We start from the raw sequence: 13937 nt of genomic DNA, 5'->3' as shown, positions 1-13937 counted from the left end.
GCAGACATCAGCCGTCGCCGCTCCAGCCTCCTGCTCCTTCAGCATCCCAATGATCTGCTCTTCCGTGAATCGTGAGGGGCGCATCGTCCGTCTCCATGATCGACGGACTCTACTCAAATCTGGAGGAAGATCAGGGTCTCAGGTCAGAGCTCATCTGCAGTTCGAAAGCGAGCCGAAAGCCCATGATAGGGTCTCCAGGTTCGCCGGCCGACAGAACCCTTCAAAAAGGATTAGTGTTCGGCATCCGGATACCAGCGTGTAGTCCTACGGCGACGGCGCAATGCGCATTGCGGGCGCTACCGGTATTCCGAGTTTGTGAGTCTTGCGCTGGATGCTTTGCGGAGTGTCGTTTGCGAGCTGTGCTTTGGTGCGTTGGGTTCTGTGGTGCGTTGATGAGCTGGTGCGTTGGCGCGTTTTGCGGAGTGTCGTTTGCGAGAGAGCGTTTGCGGCGTTTTACGAGGAGCGTGAGCTAGCGTTTTCTATCAAAAGGGGTCAGTTGAATTGATCAGATTCAACGTCGCCCGGCCGAGATGGGAGGCTCGGGTAAAGTTGGCAAGAGGCGGCTGCTGAATTTTTCTGCCCGCGTCAAAGGCTGATACTCGCGATGAAGCGATAGGCATTCACCAGGATCGCGCCGATGCCCATTAGCGAGCCGTGTAGTGCCGCCGCTCTAGCCCGACGCATATTGATCTCAGTTGCCATGAAGCAGACCTTCCCAGCATCTGCCAGGAGCCACAGCGAGAACTTTGACTGTGTTTCCCCGATCCCGGGCCCTCAAGCTCACCAATAGGGGATGAAGAATAGCACCTTCATTCCTTGTTGGCGGCTAACGCCCCAGCGAAAACAAGGGCTTGCGCCCGTGCTCGCGCTAAGGATTAATAGGTCCGTTCATCAGAATTACGTGCCCACCAGATGTCGAGCACGAATACTAAACAATACTATACCATATGTTCTTTTATAACCCCATGTTTGAAAATGGACATGGCCGAGGCGGCTCCCGTGTATCAGATCAAGGCAGCCTATATCGCCGTAGCCGGGAACATGCATGATGGTCTGTCTGGTCAACGGGCCAGCCAGTGTTGGCGCGCAATGATCGCGCAGAAGGAACCGCGTGAAACTCAAAATCGGCTACGAGCTCGACTACGATTTTCCGCAACCGACACCCGTCATCCTGATGCTGAACGTGCATTTCAGCCGGGTCTCTGACCTTGCCGAACCCGACCATATCCGGATTCGGCCTTCGGTTCCCGTCAGTGCCTACCGTGACGGCTTCGGCAACTGGTGCACGCGGCTGCTGGCCCCGCAGGGGCTCATGCGGATCACCGCAGACGCGATCATCTCCGATAGCGGCCTTCCCGAAAGCCACGACCTCAACGCCGGCCAGGTGCCGGTCGAACGGCTACCGGAGGAAAGCCTTGTCTTCCTATTGGCGAGCCGGTTCTGCGACAGTGACCGCCTGCTTGATCTGGCCTGGCAGCTCTTCGGCCATGCCCGGCCGGGCGCGCCGCGCGTTCAGGCAATCTGCGACTTCGTCAACCAGCGCATCGCCTTTAACTACAACGATGCCAGCGTGACCCGCACGGCGACCGACGCCTATCGTGAAGGCCGCGGCGTCTGCCGCGACTACGCCCATCTCGCCATCGCTTTCTGCCGGGCGATGAATATCCCCGCGCGCTATTGCACCTGCTATCTCGGTGATGCCGGCACCCCGCCGCCTTACCCGCCCGGCGATTTCGCGGCGTCCTTCGAGGCCTACCTCGAAGGTGGCTGGCAAATGTTCGACCCACGCAACAACGTGCCGCGCATCGGCCGTGTGCTGATCGCGCGCGGTCGTGACGCCGCCGATGTCGCCATCGCCACCACGTTCGGGCCGAACACGTTGATAGGTTTTAAGGTCTGGACCGAGGAGGTAGTGTAGCGAGCGACGAAATTGGCCAACTAGAGATGTCTAAGAAGCGCGCCAGCAGCGGACGTTGGGACACCGCCTGGAAGCGGACGTTGGCCGTCTGCTCAGGCATCGTCTGTCGATCCAAGTTGGACTCGCCGGCGCGCGATTGCGAGGCAAGTTTGCGCCATGTGTGGACGGCTCTCCGTTGGCAACGGTTAGTTGGACTGCGGCAACGCTGGTCGGTGCGGCCATGTGTTCGACCTGTTGGTGCGGCAAATAAAGCCGCTGGCCATAATACCTTCCGCGAGGACGGGTCCCGACCAATTCCGCGCGATTGGAGGCGCTGTGGCGCAAGAGGGTTTTCCTGTCCTTCGGTATCGACCGGCTGGATGCGTTAGTCCGTCGGTGCCCTTCCCAAGTTTGTCGACGCCTTAGCGCTGATCTACGCGGCAGCCGGCTCCGGTTCGCGGTAGCTTTCGCCGCGGGTCATGATGGCCCAAGCGATCCGGGCGATCTTGTTGGCCAAGGCCACCGTCGCCACCTTCGTCGGTCGCTTGGCCAGCAATTGAACGAGCCACGGCCGGCGGGTCCCGTGTCGTCGGCGTAGCGAACCACGGCCAGGGCGCCGACGACCAGGAGCTGCCGCAGATAGCGGTCGCCTTGCTTAGTTATCCCGGCCAATCGGTCCTTGCCGCCGCTTGAGTTCTGCTTCGGCACGAGCCCGATCCAGGCGGCCAGGTTACGGCCGGATTTGAAGGCTGTCGGATTAGCCACCGTCGCGACCAGGGCGCTGGCCAGCAGCGGCCCGACGCCTGGACCATAAGCCTGCGGCCGACTTCGGTGGATCGTGCGCTGGTCCTAATCCGTCGATCAGTCTCCAGCATCTGTAGGTTCACCAGCTGCAGTTGGGCAATCAGAAACACAAGGCAAACCCTTGCCTCATCCGGCACGCGTGAATCGCTCTCTTCCACCAACCTGATCAGCTGTTGCATCCCCTCGCGCCCGATCGGCGCCACCAAGCCGAACTCAGCCATGTGCCCCCGGATCGTGTTGGACAGCTGGATGCGTTGGCGGATCAAAGTCAGCCGAACTCTGTGCAGCACCATCACACTTTGCTGCTCAGGGCTCTTCACCTCCACGAAGCGCATCGTCGGCCGGGTCACGGCCTCGCAGATCGCCTCGGCGTCGGCAGCATCATTCTTTTGCCGCTTCACGTACGGCTTCACATAGCTCGGCGGTATGAGCTTAACCTGGTGGCCCAGCTCGCCGAGCTCGCGGGCCCAATAGTGCCTCGTAGCGCAGGCTTCAATGCCAATGAGGCACGCCGGCAGCTTGGCGAAAAACGGCAAGACCTGCGACCGCCGGAGCTGCCGACGGACTGCAACTCCCCCATCGACATCCACCCCGTGAACTTGAAAAACCGACTTGGCGATATCTAGACGGACTGTGACGGCCTTGAACATGACGCTCTCCTCCTGCGTTGCAGGAGCTTAGGCTCCCGCAGGGGTGGAGAGCCGTCCACAGCATCACTTCCGGACACTGAGTGTCGGCCCGCAAGCAGATATTCGGGTGGGCTTCGGCGAATTATTCCCACTGATGCCGGTCTCAAAGAAGTTCTACTTCTTCTTCAGATCCATCGCCGCGGACATCCGGGAGAACGCGCTCTTGCACGCCGACATTGAGATGACACAGGCTCGCGGTAGGTGCCAAACCAACTCCACCTGCCGACACGTTAGGAAACGCTGTGAACGTTCCCATCGTAGGACGTTTCGCCTTCAAGCGCGCCGAGCTCTGGGCTGACGGCGTGATCCATGTCCTCGGCGTTGTCCTGGGGCTAGGGGCCGTCGCGACGTTGATCGTCCAGGTCGCCAACAGCGCGCCGCTGTTCGACCTCCTCCCCGTTTCGATCTATGGCGCCGCGCTCCTCGCAGTTCTGATCGTCTCGGCCACCTACAACATGTGGCCGATCTCACCGCGCAAATGGTTCATCAGGCGTTTCGACCATTCGGCGATCTACGTGCTGATAGCCGGCACCTACACCCCGTTCCTGATGAAGCTGGGTGGAAGCATTTTCGCCCAGGTTCTGCTCGTCATCGTGTGGCTCGCGGCCGCTGCCGGCGTCGCGATCAAAGTGGTTTTGCCCGGCCGGTTCGACCGCCTGTCGATCGCGCTCTATCTGCTGATCGGATGGAGCGGCCTCCTGATCTGGGAGAGCGTTAGCCTCCTGCCCGCAACCACCCTCTGGCTGATCGTCGCAGGCGGCATCCTCTACTCGATCGGCGTCATCTTCCATATCTGGGAAAGCCTGCCGTTCCAGAATGCGATCTGGCACGGCTTCGTTCTGGTGGCTTCCGGCTGCTTCTATGGAGCCGTGTTTCGGGCGTATGCGATAGCGCCGGCTGCGTGAGCTGTGGTCGCCACGGACAGCCAGCGGCCCTCATCCCAGCATCCCTTCGACGATCTGCCAAAGCTCTTCGCGCATTAGCAGGGCTCAGGCCCTCAATGGGTAGGCTCCACGAGAGGCCGCGTCGCCTTCAAGCAGCAGCAGATCGCCGGTATCGTTCGACAGCTCGCCGCGCCAGGTCATCTTCATCTTCGGCGATCGCCACCAGCGCAGCCACGATGTAGGCCAGCCCGGTTCGCCCTCGCTCATCAAACGCATCAGGAATGGTCGATCTGACTTCGTTCCACGCGGCCTCCAGGGCCGCCTGCGCCCGGCCGAGGTCAACCGGATCACTCAACGACGAGAACGGCACGCTCCTTCCTCCGAGGGGTTTCTCTCATCGGGGATTTTATGAAGGCGGAGCTCGCCGGCAATATCAAAAATTAAGGCGGTTCTATTGCCGAGAGCGGTTGAACGCCTTCGCTTCAATCTCAGATCTGTTCTGAACCGTTGCTCCATGCGTTGAGATAGTGTCGCGCCAGAAGCGGAAGTTGGCGACATCCTGCGGCCAGACATCCGCGTTCTAGGAAGTGATCTTCAGTTGGAGCCTCATCTCATCTTTGCCGGCGGCGCTCGGCACCAGCCCGCATGACAAATTGAGGCCTCAAGTGACATATTCTCGATCAAAAGATCGATCTAGCGCTCATGAAATACAATTATAATCGCTAGCTTCGAAATAATACGAAGCCGCACGAATCCTTGCCTTGTAAGAGCATCTTACGCGCACCATTTTAAGGCAGTCTCGAAACGCATCGGGATTTTACTTCAGAGCATTTGCGCGACGCGCCCCGATCTGGGCCAAACGGAGCCCAGCTATGACAAATGTTTCCGGGCACTGGTTCATTTATCGCGTTTGGGCCGCAGACCGCTATCTGGTTTGGTTCGCGCATGGCGGCCTCATCGCCGCATTCGCACTGGTCTTCGCACTCGTGCTGAAATGATGTCTCCCATGGAACCGCACCTGGAAAAGGCTCGGCTTGCAACCGCTGGCTATGCTCCGGCGCCGGAGGCGTCGGCGCTAATCTATGGAATGAACCGCCCCGGGTTCGCCGGAGGCCATTTGGTTTGAGTCACGCCGCGATGGCTGGCTCGTCCAGCATGGCGTAGTAGCGTTCCTCGGCTTCGGCCGGCGGGATGTTGCCGATGGGCTCCAGCAGGCGGCGGTTGTTGAACCAGTCGACCCAGGTCAGCGTCGCGAATTCGACGGCCTCGAAGGATCGCCACGGCCCGCGCCGATGGATCAACTCGGCCTTGTAGAGGCCGTTGATCGTCTCGGCGAGAGCGTTGTCATAGCTGTCGCCCACACTTCCGACGGAGGGCTCGATACCCGCCTCTCCGAGGCGCTCGGTATAGCGGATGCTGACATATTGCGAGCCGCGATCCGAGTGATGCACCAGCCCACCGCGTTGCACAGGTCGGCGCTCGTGCAGCGCCTGCTCCAACGCGTCGAGCACGAAGCCCGCATGTGCCGTCCGCGATACCCTCCAACCGACGATCCGCCGAGCATAGGCGTCGATCACGAAGGCAACGTAGACGAAGCCCGACCAGGTCGAGACGTAGGTAAAGTCTGAGACCCAGAGCCGGTTCGGCGCCGGCGCATGGAACACCCGGTTGACATGGTCGAGCGGGCACGGCGCGGCCTTGTCCTGAACGGTCGTGCGGTTTGGCTTGCCGCGAATGACACCTTGCAGGCCAAGGTCGCTCATCAGGCGTTCGACAGTGCAACGGGCAACGTCGAACCCCTCGCGCATCATCTGCCGCCAGACCTTGCGCACGCCATAGACCTCGAAGTTCTCGGCAAACACGCGGGCAATCTCAGGCAACAAAGCCGCGTCCCGCTTCGCCCGAGCCGACAGCTTCCCGGGATCGGCCCGCTTGGTCACATGCTCATGGTAGGTGGAAGGGGCGATCGGCAGCACCTTGCAGATCGGCTCGACCCCATAGGCCCCGCGGTGAGCGTCGATGAACGCGATCATGACCGGTGTCGGCGGTCGAGCTCCGCCTGGGCAAAATACGCCGATGCCTTGCGCAGGATCTCGTTCGCCTGCCGAAGCTCCCGGTTCTCGCGTTCGAGAGCCTTGAGCTTGGCCGCCATGTCCGTCGTCAGCCCAGGCTTGCGGCCGCTGTCGACCTCGGCCTTCTTCACCCACTCGTTCAGCGTCTGCGCCGTGCAGCCGATCTTGCCCGCGATCGACGTGATCGCCGCCCAGCGTGACGGATGCTCGGCCTCGTGATCCAGCACCATCCGCACCGCGCGGGCACGCACCTCAGGCGAGAACTTGTTCGTCGTCTTGCTCGTCATGGCTCCACCTTCTCAGGAGTTGGAGCCTCCGACAAACCCGGGGCGGTTCAGAATGATCGGCATGGCGCTCTTCAGCGTCGGCATGTGGGGAGCGGGCAGGTTTTATGACCTATCTCTGATCTCCCACTTGTCGTTCATTGTTGTTGGTTCGCTGATCGCGTTTCCCGTTGGCATCTGGCTGCGAAAGAAGCGGAAGCGGCGCCATGTCGATGCCTGTCAGGCTGAGCTGGCGCGTCTTGGCGGAGGGCGCAGATCATGAGCCTCGATTTTCCCAACTCGATCCGGCGTTACGAACCTAGCTGCGGTTGCGTGAGCTTCTGGGGTTCCGAGGCGTCATTGGAAGTGATGTTCCAGATCGAGCTCGATGTTCTGCGGACTTTAAGTCCCGCTGTCATCGACGGAAGCGAGGGGTCGTTCCTGGTCGCGTTCGACCTCAATCGCTCAGCCATATTGCAGGCCGCTCGCTCCGCCTATCTGAAGAAGCGCGGGGGCTATCATCGGCTCTCGGCCGGCGACTTCCGCTAGCAAGGGCCGGAGCTTTCGGCTGCGCGTAAAGGGCCGGCGAGGACAGCGTGGACTTCGGCCTGTCTCACGTGGCGACTTCGCGTTTGTCCAGCCATCGTCAATCGCAGGAGCACGCGAGATCATGAGCGAACGGCGAGAGCTATATCGCAGCCCCACCGGTGACTGTTGGTTTCTGGGGCGGGAGCCGACGAGCGGCGCAGCCTTCGTGATCCATCAACCGAACGGTCCGGGAGGCGGCCAGCTGTCGCATATCGAATTGGGAGTCTTTCTCGGCTCCGGAATGACGGATCGCCCCGAGCGACAAGCCTTGCTCCGCCTGATCGGGACGCTCATCGATGTGCCTCCCTACGCGAACCGGCCCTGAGGCGGATGTCGATCGTCGCCAAAGTCGTTGGCACGGCCGCCGCTTGCGGGGATCGTCCTGTCCCACGACGGGGGCGCGCGATTTCCTTTGCTTCGTGACCGCAAGTCTCTGCAGCGAATTAGGCGGATCCGCCGCGTATTGCGCGGAGATGCCGGCCGGCGCCGATGCTTCATGCCTGAAACGTGACTTGCTATGTTCGGCGAAAGGGCGCGCTGTTCAGCTACAGTTGTCTCCATACCGCTTCTGGAAATGACCGTCGTGGCGCCTGTGACGCCACTCAACGGAGACACAACCCATGCTCAACGGAACCGGTTCGGTCACTTTACGCAGTGGTCGAAGGCTGCCCGCCAAATATCAGTTTGGCACGCATCAGGAGCATCATTGGGTCGGATATCTGATCTGCGATACGGAAACTGTCGATCCGAGCGAGTTTTGCTACAAAATTCTCCTTCAATGTGAAGACGGCATAGCGGTTGAACTCGCCGTTACCAACTGGACGAACAGTTATATGGCCGTCGGGGGGTGCCCATTACCTGAGTTCAATCAGGTCGCTTGAAAGACACTCGCGGGTCGAACGCTTTCAACCTGCCCCTGGATTGTTCGAAGCTCGCTCCGGCTCGATTTGGTCTCGCGGAACGTCAAACGGCGACAATGATCGTCTAATAGAAGATGATCGACGGAATCGTCTATCTGGCATCGCGAATTCGCGTATTGCCCGACTTCTTTTCTCTTTCGACATAGCTCAACGCTTTGCGGTATCCGCTGCCGGCATTGTGTCGGCTGCCTGACACGTTGCGCGGCGCAGCCGCGCGCCATGGGGTTCTTATGAATAAGATCATCGACAAAAACAAAAATGAACACCGTATCGACAAGGCAGCGCCGGCACCCCTGTCTCCACGCCCTGCGCCGATCTGCAATCCCGTTTCCGGCGGTCTCTCGCGCGCTGAATTGCGTGAGATCGTTGCCCAGATCCTGGGCTGAGGGGAGAAGAAGCATGACCGTGAATCATCGCAAGCTACGCGCTCACGATAGCTGGGGCAGAGTTGAGGCCCCCCACGGGCGGCCCGACCTTCAGTCACAATACGAGCGCACGCTGATCCTCGCCCGCGGCTCGGAAATGATCGGCGACAAGGTCGAAGCCGAGCGATTCCATCAGCAGGCTGATCACTATCGTCGCCTGTTGAACAACCAAGCCGCTTAGAAGGGCTTACGATCGAAAATTGCGATGCCGCGTAGAAGGCCCAGCGGCTTCACGCTAGGTTCTCGACGGAATTGTCGCGCGATCTGAGCGCTCGTCAGCCTCCTTGCGCAGCCGCTGTTCCTTCAGCCGGGCCGTCTTCGCGTCGCGCTCCTGGTTGAGGCTTTCTGTCTCCGACAGAAGGCGATTCCGCGACAGCGATTGGGTCTGCGTCTTCAGGAACGCAGCCTCCACCTGGGTCCGGGATTTTGAATGCTCGGTCATTCTGCTTCCTCCTGATGCGCGGCTACAGCTGCCGCTCCGCCCGGTCATCGCTCCGGATCATCCTTGAGAGCCGGATACCGGCGATTTAGCCTTTGCTTTTGAAACGATGATCTGGTTGTGACCGATCGCCCTCTCGTGGCCATCGATCCCTCGAACCCGGTAATGGCGCTCACCGCTCTCCCGCGCCGGCATTACGCGAATAATCTCGTAATCGCCCTCTCCGGAGCGATCGGCGAAGCCGAACGACAGGCGCACGGTGTCGCCGACCTTGATGGGACGCTCGGTCATGGCTTTTCGCTTTCGAGAGTGAGTTGCCCGGCGAGAAGCCGCTTGTCTTTGCCGGGCGCATTTGTGACTGCGCAGCCCGGTTCCATTGCTTCCAGCAGCGGAGCGATCTTTACCGTGGCGAAATGGCAGAAGGTGTCCGAGACCGCATAGGGCAGGACAATCGTGTCGCCGTGCCGCAGCGCACCGCAGGTATAGACGACGTTCGGCACATAGCCTTCCCGTTCCGAAGGCTCGGGCTGGACGAAAGGCTGCCGCAGGCGCCCCAGCACTTTCGAAGGGTCCGCCTTGTCGAGCAGAACCGCACCGATCGTATATTTTCGGACTGCCCCGACGCCGTGGATCAAGAGCAGCCAGCCTTCGTCGAGTTCGATCGGCGAGCCGCAGGTGCCGATCTGCACGAACTCCCATGGGTATTGCGGCTTCAGGATCGCGACCCCGCCGTTCCAGGTCAGGAGATCATCCGAATAGATCAGGTGGAGGTTCTCATTGTCCTGCCGGGAGATCATCGCATAGCGCCCGCCGAGCTTGCGCGGAAACAGCGCCATGCCCTTGTTCACGGCGGCGGAGCCGCGCAACGGCGACAGCCGAAACGACAGGAAGTCGCGGGTCTCGATCAGCTCCGAGCGGATCGACCTACCGTCATAGGCCGTATAGGTGGCGCGATAGACGATGCCGTCATCCTCCTCGAACGCGACGAAACGCGCATCCTCGATGCCGTTCGACTGCGACGCGGTCACGGGAAAGATCACCCGCTCGCTGATGTCGCTGTCGGCTGCGAAGGCGACCTCGACATCCTCGCCATCGAGCCGCGCCATGCGATTGTGCAGGGTGGCGATCGTCGCCAGGCGCGAGGTCGGGTCGACGCTGACCTCGCCGCCGGTCGCGATCGACCCGGAGCGGAACGTCAGGGACGAGATGTGCCCCTCTCCGACGGCGCGAACGCTGAGGATGAAGCGAAGCCCGCCAGCTGGAGCATTGGACTGGTCAGGATGCGCGATGATGCTCGGGTTGAAAAGCGCGGCCGCCTCGAACGAATACTCGTGCAGGAAATAGGCCCCAACCAGCTGGCGCTGGACCTTGGTGAAGGCGCCGTGAGCGGCGAAGGCATCCTCCATCTCATCGGCACGCGTCTCGAACCTCGCCAGCAGGTTGCGGTGCCGGCCGTTGAAATTTTCCAGAACCTCGGCAAGAAGGTTCGCCGCCTTCTCCGGGGCGAGCGACAGAACCCGCTCGACGATGTGGTTCGCCTTCGCCTTCTCGGCAGGATTGAAATCCCTGGGCTCGCCTGCAGGGCCGAACCGACGCACGACGACCCGAGACGGGTCGGGATGCAGGTACAGGGTCTGTCGGTTCAGGAAACTGTGCTGGGACAAGGCGTCCGCCGATCTGTTTTGAGCAAGGCCGCCGAAGGCTCAGGCGTGCAAGGCCCGAAGCGGCGCCAGTTTCGGGCGATCCCCGCTGACGCGGGCAAGCTGGCGAATCTCGGCGAGGCTGAGCAGGTACGATACTACGGATTCACCGCCACGGTTCTCATTCGGCCGATCGCGATGGAGACCGTCACGGCAGGCACCGGTGTCCAGGTCGACCAGAGGCGCGGAGAGATCGTTGTCGCCCAGGAACCAGGCGAAAGCGCGGGCAGCTTCGTTGCGCCATTGCGGATCGCCGTCGGCGCGCCAGGCTGCGAGGTAGGCCGAAATCGCGGCCGTCGCCTCCAGCGGTTGCTGGTCGAAAGCCTTCGGAGAGCTGCGCCTGTCGCCGAAGCTTTCCGAGCCGACCGGCCTGAACAGGCCGGCCCGCGTCGTCTGGAGATGCGTGAGCCAACGCAGCGAACGCAGGCCGGCCTCGACATAGGCCGGCACCTTCGCCGCCAATCCCGTCGCGATCAGGGCCTGGGATAGGCGCGCATTGTCGTAGGAGAGCCCCTCCTCGAACCAGACCCAGTCCGGCGTTTCGACCGCCGAGATGAGGCCGAGCAAGCGGTCGGCGAGAAGCGTGCGCAAGGACGCAGCCACCGCCGTCGTGCAATGAGCGTCGAGGCCCAGCAAGGCAAAGGCCCAGGCACGCGGGGAACTGAAACGCTCGATGGCGGGCAGAGCCTCGACAAACAGGGCCGCCGCCCATCGCCGCCGCGAAACGCTCGCATCGTCACGCGCGCAGATGCCGAGCGCCCAGAGCGTGCGCCCGTGGCTATCTTCCGACCCGATTTCCTCGAGCCAGCGCCGATCGAAGCTCATGAAATTGCGGAAGCGCCGCCGATCGGGATTCCAGGCGTGCTGGATGAAGGAGGCGAAACGCGCCGTGAGCGCGTCCGGCAAACGCGTCTCGCCTACGCCGTTCAAAGCATTGGCGAGGAGCAGAGCGCGGGCATTGTCATCGACGCAATAGCCATGCGAGCGGTCCGGCACGGAATGGACGGCATGCTGGAACAACCCGGTATCGTCGCACATGGACAGGAGGTGGCCGGTCTGCATCTCCGGTGGCGGCGCCACTGCCGGCAGGGCCCTCGGCTGGCTTGAGCCCGCAACAGCGCTCAGCACACGGCCTCGGCGGGCCGTCTTGAAGGCGGCGAGATAGCGTTTCGCGGTCCGCTCCCAGGTCATCGAGCGACTGCTCGCATAGGCGCGCAGCCTCATGGCCTGGCGCCGGGGCGCATCGGTCAGCAGACCCGCGATCTCGTTACCGATGGCGACGACGTCGCCGAAAGGCACGAGGATGCCACGCCCGTCGGCGAGCAATTCCCTGGCATGCCAATAGGGCGTCGAAACCACCGCCTTGCCCAGCCCGAAACTGTAGGACAGCGTGCCCGACGTCATCTGCGCCTCGTTGAGATAGGGCGTGACATAGACATCGCACATCGCGATGAAGCCCAGCAGCGTCGCCTGATCGACGAACTGGTCGAGGAAGACGACGTGATCCTCGACCCCGAGCTCGCTTACACGGGCCATCAGGCTTGCGCGATAGGCCTCGCCATGCTCGCGGACGAGATGGGGATGTGTCGCGCCCAGAACGACATAGATCACGTCGGGGCGCCGCCTCAGAATCGAGGGCATTGCGTCGATCATCACCTCGATGCCCTTGTTGGGTGACAGAAGGCCGAAGGTCAGGATGACGGAGTGACCGCCAAAGCCCAGTCGCTCCTTGGCCTCATCGGGCTCGACAAAGGCGAATTCGGGAATGCCGTGAGCGATCACCTCGATCTTGTCCGCCGGCAGACGATAGACGGTTCGGAGCAGGTCGCGGGCTTTCTCCGCCATGACGACCACGCGGGCCGAGGCATCGACGATCCGTTCCATCACGTCGCGCTGCGCAGCATCGGGTTCGGACAGGACGGTGTGGAGCGTCGTGACCACGGGCATGGTCAGGCGGGACAGCAGCGCCATGATATGGCTCCCGGCCTCACCACCGAAGATGCCGAACTCGTGCTGGAGGCAGACGACGTCGAAGCGGCCCTCGTTCAGAAAATCGGCGGCACGCGCATAGTCCTCGAGCCGGTCCTCGGCGATCTGGCAGTGGACGGAGAACGGGTAGTCGTAGCCGTCGAGATGGTCGTTCATGGCGACGATGGAGGTGTCGACATCGGAGGAGGCGATCGCCTGCTGCAGATCGGTGGTGAAGGTCGCGATCCCGCAGCGGCGGGGCAGCGAGTTGCCGATCAAGGCGATGCGTTTGGTCGGGCTCATGATCGTGCCTCCTTGGACGGAACTGGCGAATTCAAAACGGCCTGCGGCGGCCCTGTCGGCAGTGAAACCGTCTCGCGGAATGGGGGCATGCCGTCGCCGTCGACACGGCGCAGGAGATCGCGACTGGGTGCGGCGGCGTCATAGGCGACGAGGCAGGACAGGCCGGCTTCGCCCGGCACGATGCGCACGCTCTGAGCCTCGACGAAGCAGCCCTGACCGACGCCGATTTGAAGCGCGCCGATCGTGGCAGCGCCGGCGATAGCGACCAGCCAGGTCTCGCATCGCGCGTCGAGCTCCCAGATCGATCCGGCAGGCAGGTCGATCCGCTCGAAGACGAAGTAGGGGTTTGCGACGAGCAGGGTCCGGACGTCGCTCAGGCGCCGCGGCGGCACGGTTCGTTTCGTGGGGCCTGCATGAGCGACCTCAACGCCTTGTTCGATGTGCAGTTCGCGGGCACGGCCGTGGTCGAAAAGCCGGAACGTCGTGTCGCTGCGCTGCTGGATCTCGGCGAGCACGAGACCTGCGCCGATCGCGTGGATCGTCCCGGCCGGGACGGCGATGACCTCCCCCGCGTGCGGCTTATGCCAGGCGACAAGCTGGGCGATCGAGCCATCGGCAATGGCCCCCCGCAATTGCTCCGGGGTGGCGACCGCCTCGAGACCGACTCCTACTGTGGCGTCGGATGCGGCGGACAGGATGTACCAGGCTTCGGTCTTACCGCGCGGCAACCCCATCCCATGGGCGGCAACATCGTCCGGGTGCACCTGGATCGACAAGGGCTCCTGCGTGAACAGGAGTTTGAGCAGCAAGGCGGGCTCTGGAGCTTCCTTATTGCAGCGCTGGAACCAGAGCTCGCCGATCGGGACGCTGGGATGTTCTGCTCCGCCCCAGGGTAGGAGATCAGTCGATCCCCAAGGCTTGGGAATCATCTCTATGCAGGCTTGTTCGAGCGCCATTATAGGGCTCCTGGTTCGTTCGGTCGGAA

Annotated in this window: 17 protein-coding genes, 1 pseudogene and 1 other annotated feature; of the genes and pseudogenes, 9 read left to right on the top strand and 9 right to left on the bottom strand. The window is 62.1% G+C overall.

Annotated elements, in window-relative coordinates; all coding sequences use genetic code 11:
• A partial coding sequence (locus AC1DDA_RS22255; protein WP_476796546.1) for a transposase occupies positions 1-84 on the bottom strand: 84 nt, incomplete at its 3' end.
• Positions 85-1111: 1027 nt separating this feature from the next.
• On the opposite strand from AC1DDA_RS22255, the gene AC1DDA_RS22250 reads away from it, so the two are divergent.
• Entirely contained in the window at positions 1112-1918 is an 807-nt protein-coding gene (locus tag AC1DDA_RS22250; RefSeq protein WP_476797425.1) for a transglutaminase-like domain-containing protein, read from the top strand.
• Positions 1919-2330: 412 nt separating this feature from the next.
• On the opposite strand, the pseudogene AC1DDA_RS22245 reads toward AC1DDA_RS22250, so the two are convergent.
• A pseudogene (locus AC1DDA_RS22245) lies at positions 2331-3351 on the bottom strand (IS110 family RNA-guided transposase).
• 281 nt (positions 3352-3632) lie between these two features.
• Between AC1DDA_RS22245 and trhA the strand changes: the two are divergent.
• The gene (gene trhA / locus AC1DDA_RS22240) at positions 3633-4295 is read left to right on the top strand and encodes a PAQR family membrane homeostasis protein TrhA (RefSeq protein ID WP_476797424.1); all 663 of its coding nucleotides are present in this window, start codon (positions 3633-3635) and stop codon (positions 4293-4295) included.
• Between the two features lie 127 nt (positions 4296-4422).
• Here the strand turns inward: trhA and AC1DDA_RS22235 are convergent, their stop codons facing one another.
• Positions 4423-4644 (bottom strand): hypothetical protein, encoded by a 222-nt coding sequence (locus AC1DDA_RS22235; protein WP_476797423.1) that lies wholly within the window; start codon positions 4642-4644, stop codon positions 4423-4425.
• Positions 4645-5146: 502 nt separating this feature from the next.
• Between AC1DDA_RS22235 and AC1DDA_RS22230 the strand changes: the two genes are divergently transcribed.
• Entirely contained in the window at positions 5147-5272 is a 126-nt protein-coding gene (locus AC1DDA_RS22230) for a hypothetical protein (RefSeq protein WP_457928295.1), read from the top strand.
• 129 nt (positions 5273-5401) lie between these two features.
• Here AC1DDA_RS22230 and AC1DDA_RS22225 read toward each other — a convergent pair.
• Positions 5402-6633, bottom strand: a protein-coding gene (locus tag AC1DDA_RS22225) for an IS3 family transposase (protein WP_476797422.1) whose coding sequence is annotated in 2 segments (ribosomal slippage) — positions 5402-6342 and positions 6342-6633 — 1233 coding nt in all. Because the reading frame shifts where the segments join, the coding sequence is not laid out codon by codon here.
• Positions 6233-6349: a sequence feature (AL1L pseudoknot), on the bottom strand. It overlaps the preceding gene by 117 nt.
• Positions 6634-6694: 61 nt before the next feature.
• Between AC1DDA_RS22225 and AC1DDA_RS22220 the strand changes: the two genes are divergently transcribed.
• The 6 genes from AC1DDA_RS22220 to AC1DDA_RS22195 all read left to right on the top strand — a co-directional run bounded on the left by AC1DDA_RS22220 (position 6695) and on the right by AC1DDA_RS22195 (position 8723).
• Positions 6695-6892 carry a hypothetical protein gene (locus tag AC1DDA_RS22220; RefSeq protein WP_476797421.1) on the top strand — a complete coding sequence of 66 codons (198 nt, stop codon included), beginning with the start codon at positions 6695-6697 and terminating at the stop codon, positions 6890-6892.
• Positions 6889-7158: a DUF1488 family protein gene (locus AC1DDA_RS22215; RefSeq protein WP_476797420.1), complete on the top strand. Its 270-nt coding sequence runs from the start codon at positions 6889-6891 to the stop codon at positions 7156-7158. Before AC1DDA_RS22220 ends, AC1DDA_RS22215 begins: the two co-directional genes overlap by 4 nt.
• Before the next feature lie 121 nt (positions 7159-7279).
• Entirely contained in the window at positions 7280-7522 is a 243-nt protein-coding gene (locus AC1DDA_RS22210) for a hypothetical protein (RefSeq protein ID WP_476797419.1), read from the top strand.
• A 295-nt stretch (positions 7523-7817) separates the two neighbouring features.
• Positions 7818-8078 carry a hypothetical protein gene (locus AC1DDA_RS22205; protein WP_476797418.1) on the top strand — a complete coding sequence of 87 codons (261 nt, stop codon included), beginning with the start codon at positions 7818-7820 and terminating at the stop codon, positions 8076-8078.
• Between the two features lie 269 nt (positions 8079-8347).
• Positions 8348-8503, top strand: coding sequence for a hypothetical protein (locus AC1DDA_RS22200; protein ID WP_476797417.1), 156 nt, complete (start codon positions 8348-8350; stop codon positions 8501-8503).
• 13 nt (positions 8504-8516) lie between these two features.
• On the top strand, positions 8517-8723 hold the full coding sequence (locus AC1DDA_RS22195) for a DUF4167 domain-containing protein (RefSeq protein ID WP_476797416.1): 207 nt from the start codon (positions 8517-8519) through the stop codon (positions 8721-8723).
• 54 nt (positions 8724-8777) lie between these two features.
• Here the strand turns inward: AC1DDA_RS22195 and AC1DDA_RS22190 are convergent, their stop codons facing one another.
• The 5 genes from AC1DDA_RS22190 to AC1DDA_RS22170 are packed head-to-tail and all read right to left on the bottom strand — an operon-like array spanning position 8778 to position 13908.
• Complete coding sequence (locus AC1DDA_RS22190; protein WP_476797415.1) at positions 8778-8984, bottom strand: hypothetical protein; 207 nt, start codon at positions 8982-8984, stop codon at positions 8778-8780.
• A 57-nt stretch (positions 8985-9041) separates the two neighbouring features.
• The gene (locus AC1DDA_RS22185) at positions 9042-9272 is read right to left on the bottom strand and encodes a hypothetical protein (RefSeq protein WP_476797414.1); all 231 of its coding nucleotides are present in this window, start codon (positions 9270-9272) and stop codon (positions 9042-9044) included.
• Entirely contained in the window at positions 9269-10645 is a 1377-nt protein-coding gene (locus tag AC1DDA_RS22180; RefSeq protein ID WP_476797413.1) for a glycoside hydrolase family 130 protein, read from the bottom strand. The genes AC1DDA_RS22185 and AC1DDA_RS22180 overlap by 4 nt, the downstream gene beginning before the upstream one ends.
• A 39-nt stretch (positions 10646-10684) precedes the next feature.
• The gene (locus AC1DDA_RS22175) at positions 10685-12952 is read right to left on the bottom strand and encodes a glycosyltransferase family 4 protein (RefSeq protein ID WP_476797412.1); all 2268 of its coding nucleotides are present in this window, start codon (positions 12950-12952) and stop codon (positions 10685-10687) included.
• Positions 12949-13908, bottom strand: coding sequence for a class I mannose-6-phosphate isomerase (locus tag AC1DDA_RS22170; protein WP_476797411.1), 960 nt, complete (start codon positions 13906-13908; stop codon positions 12949-12951). The genes AC1DDA_RS22175 and AC1DDA_RS22170 overlap by 4 nt, the downstream gene beginning before the upstream one ends.
• Positions 13909-13937: the final 29 nt, after the last annotated feature.

This window comes from Allobosea sp. 10N428, from assembly GCF_056394545.1.
Note: the sequence above shows the minus strand (reverse complement) of the source record. Positions and strands in the feature narration are given on the sequence as shown.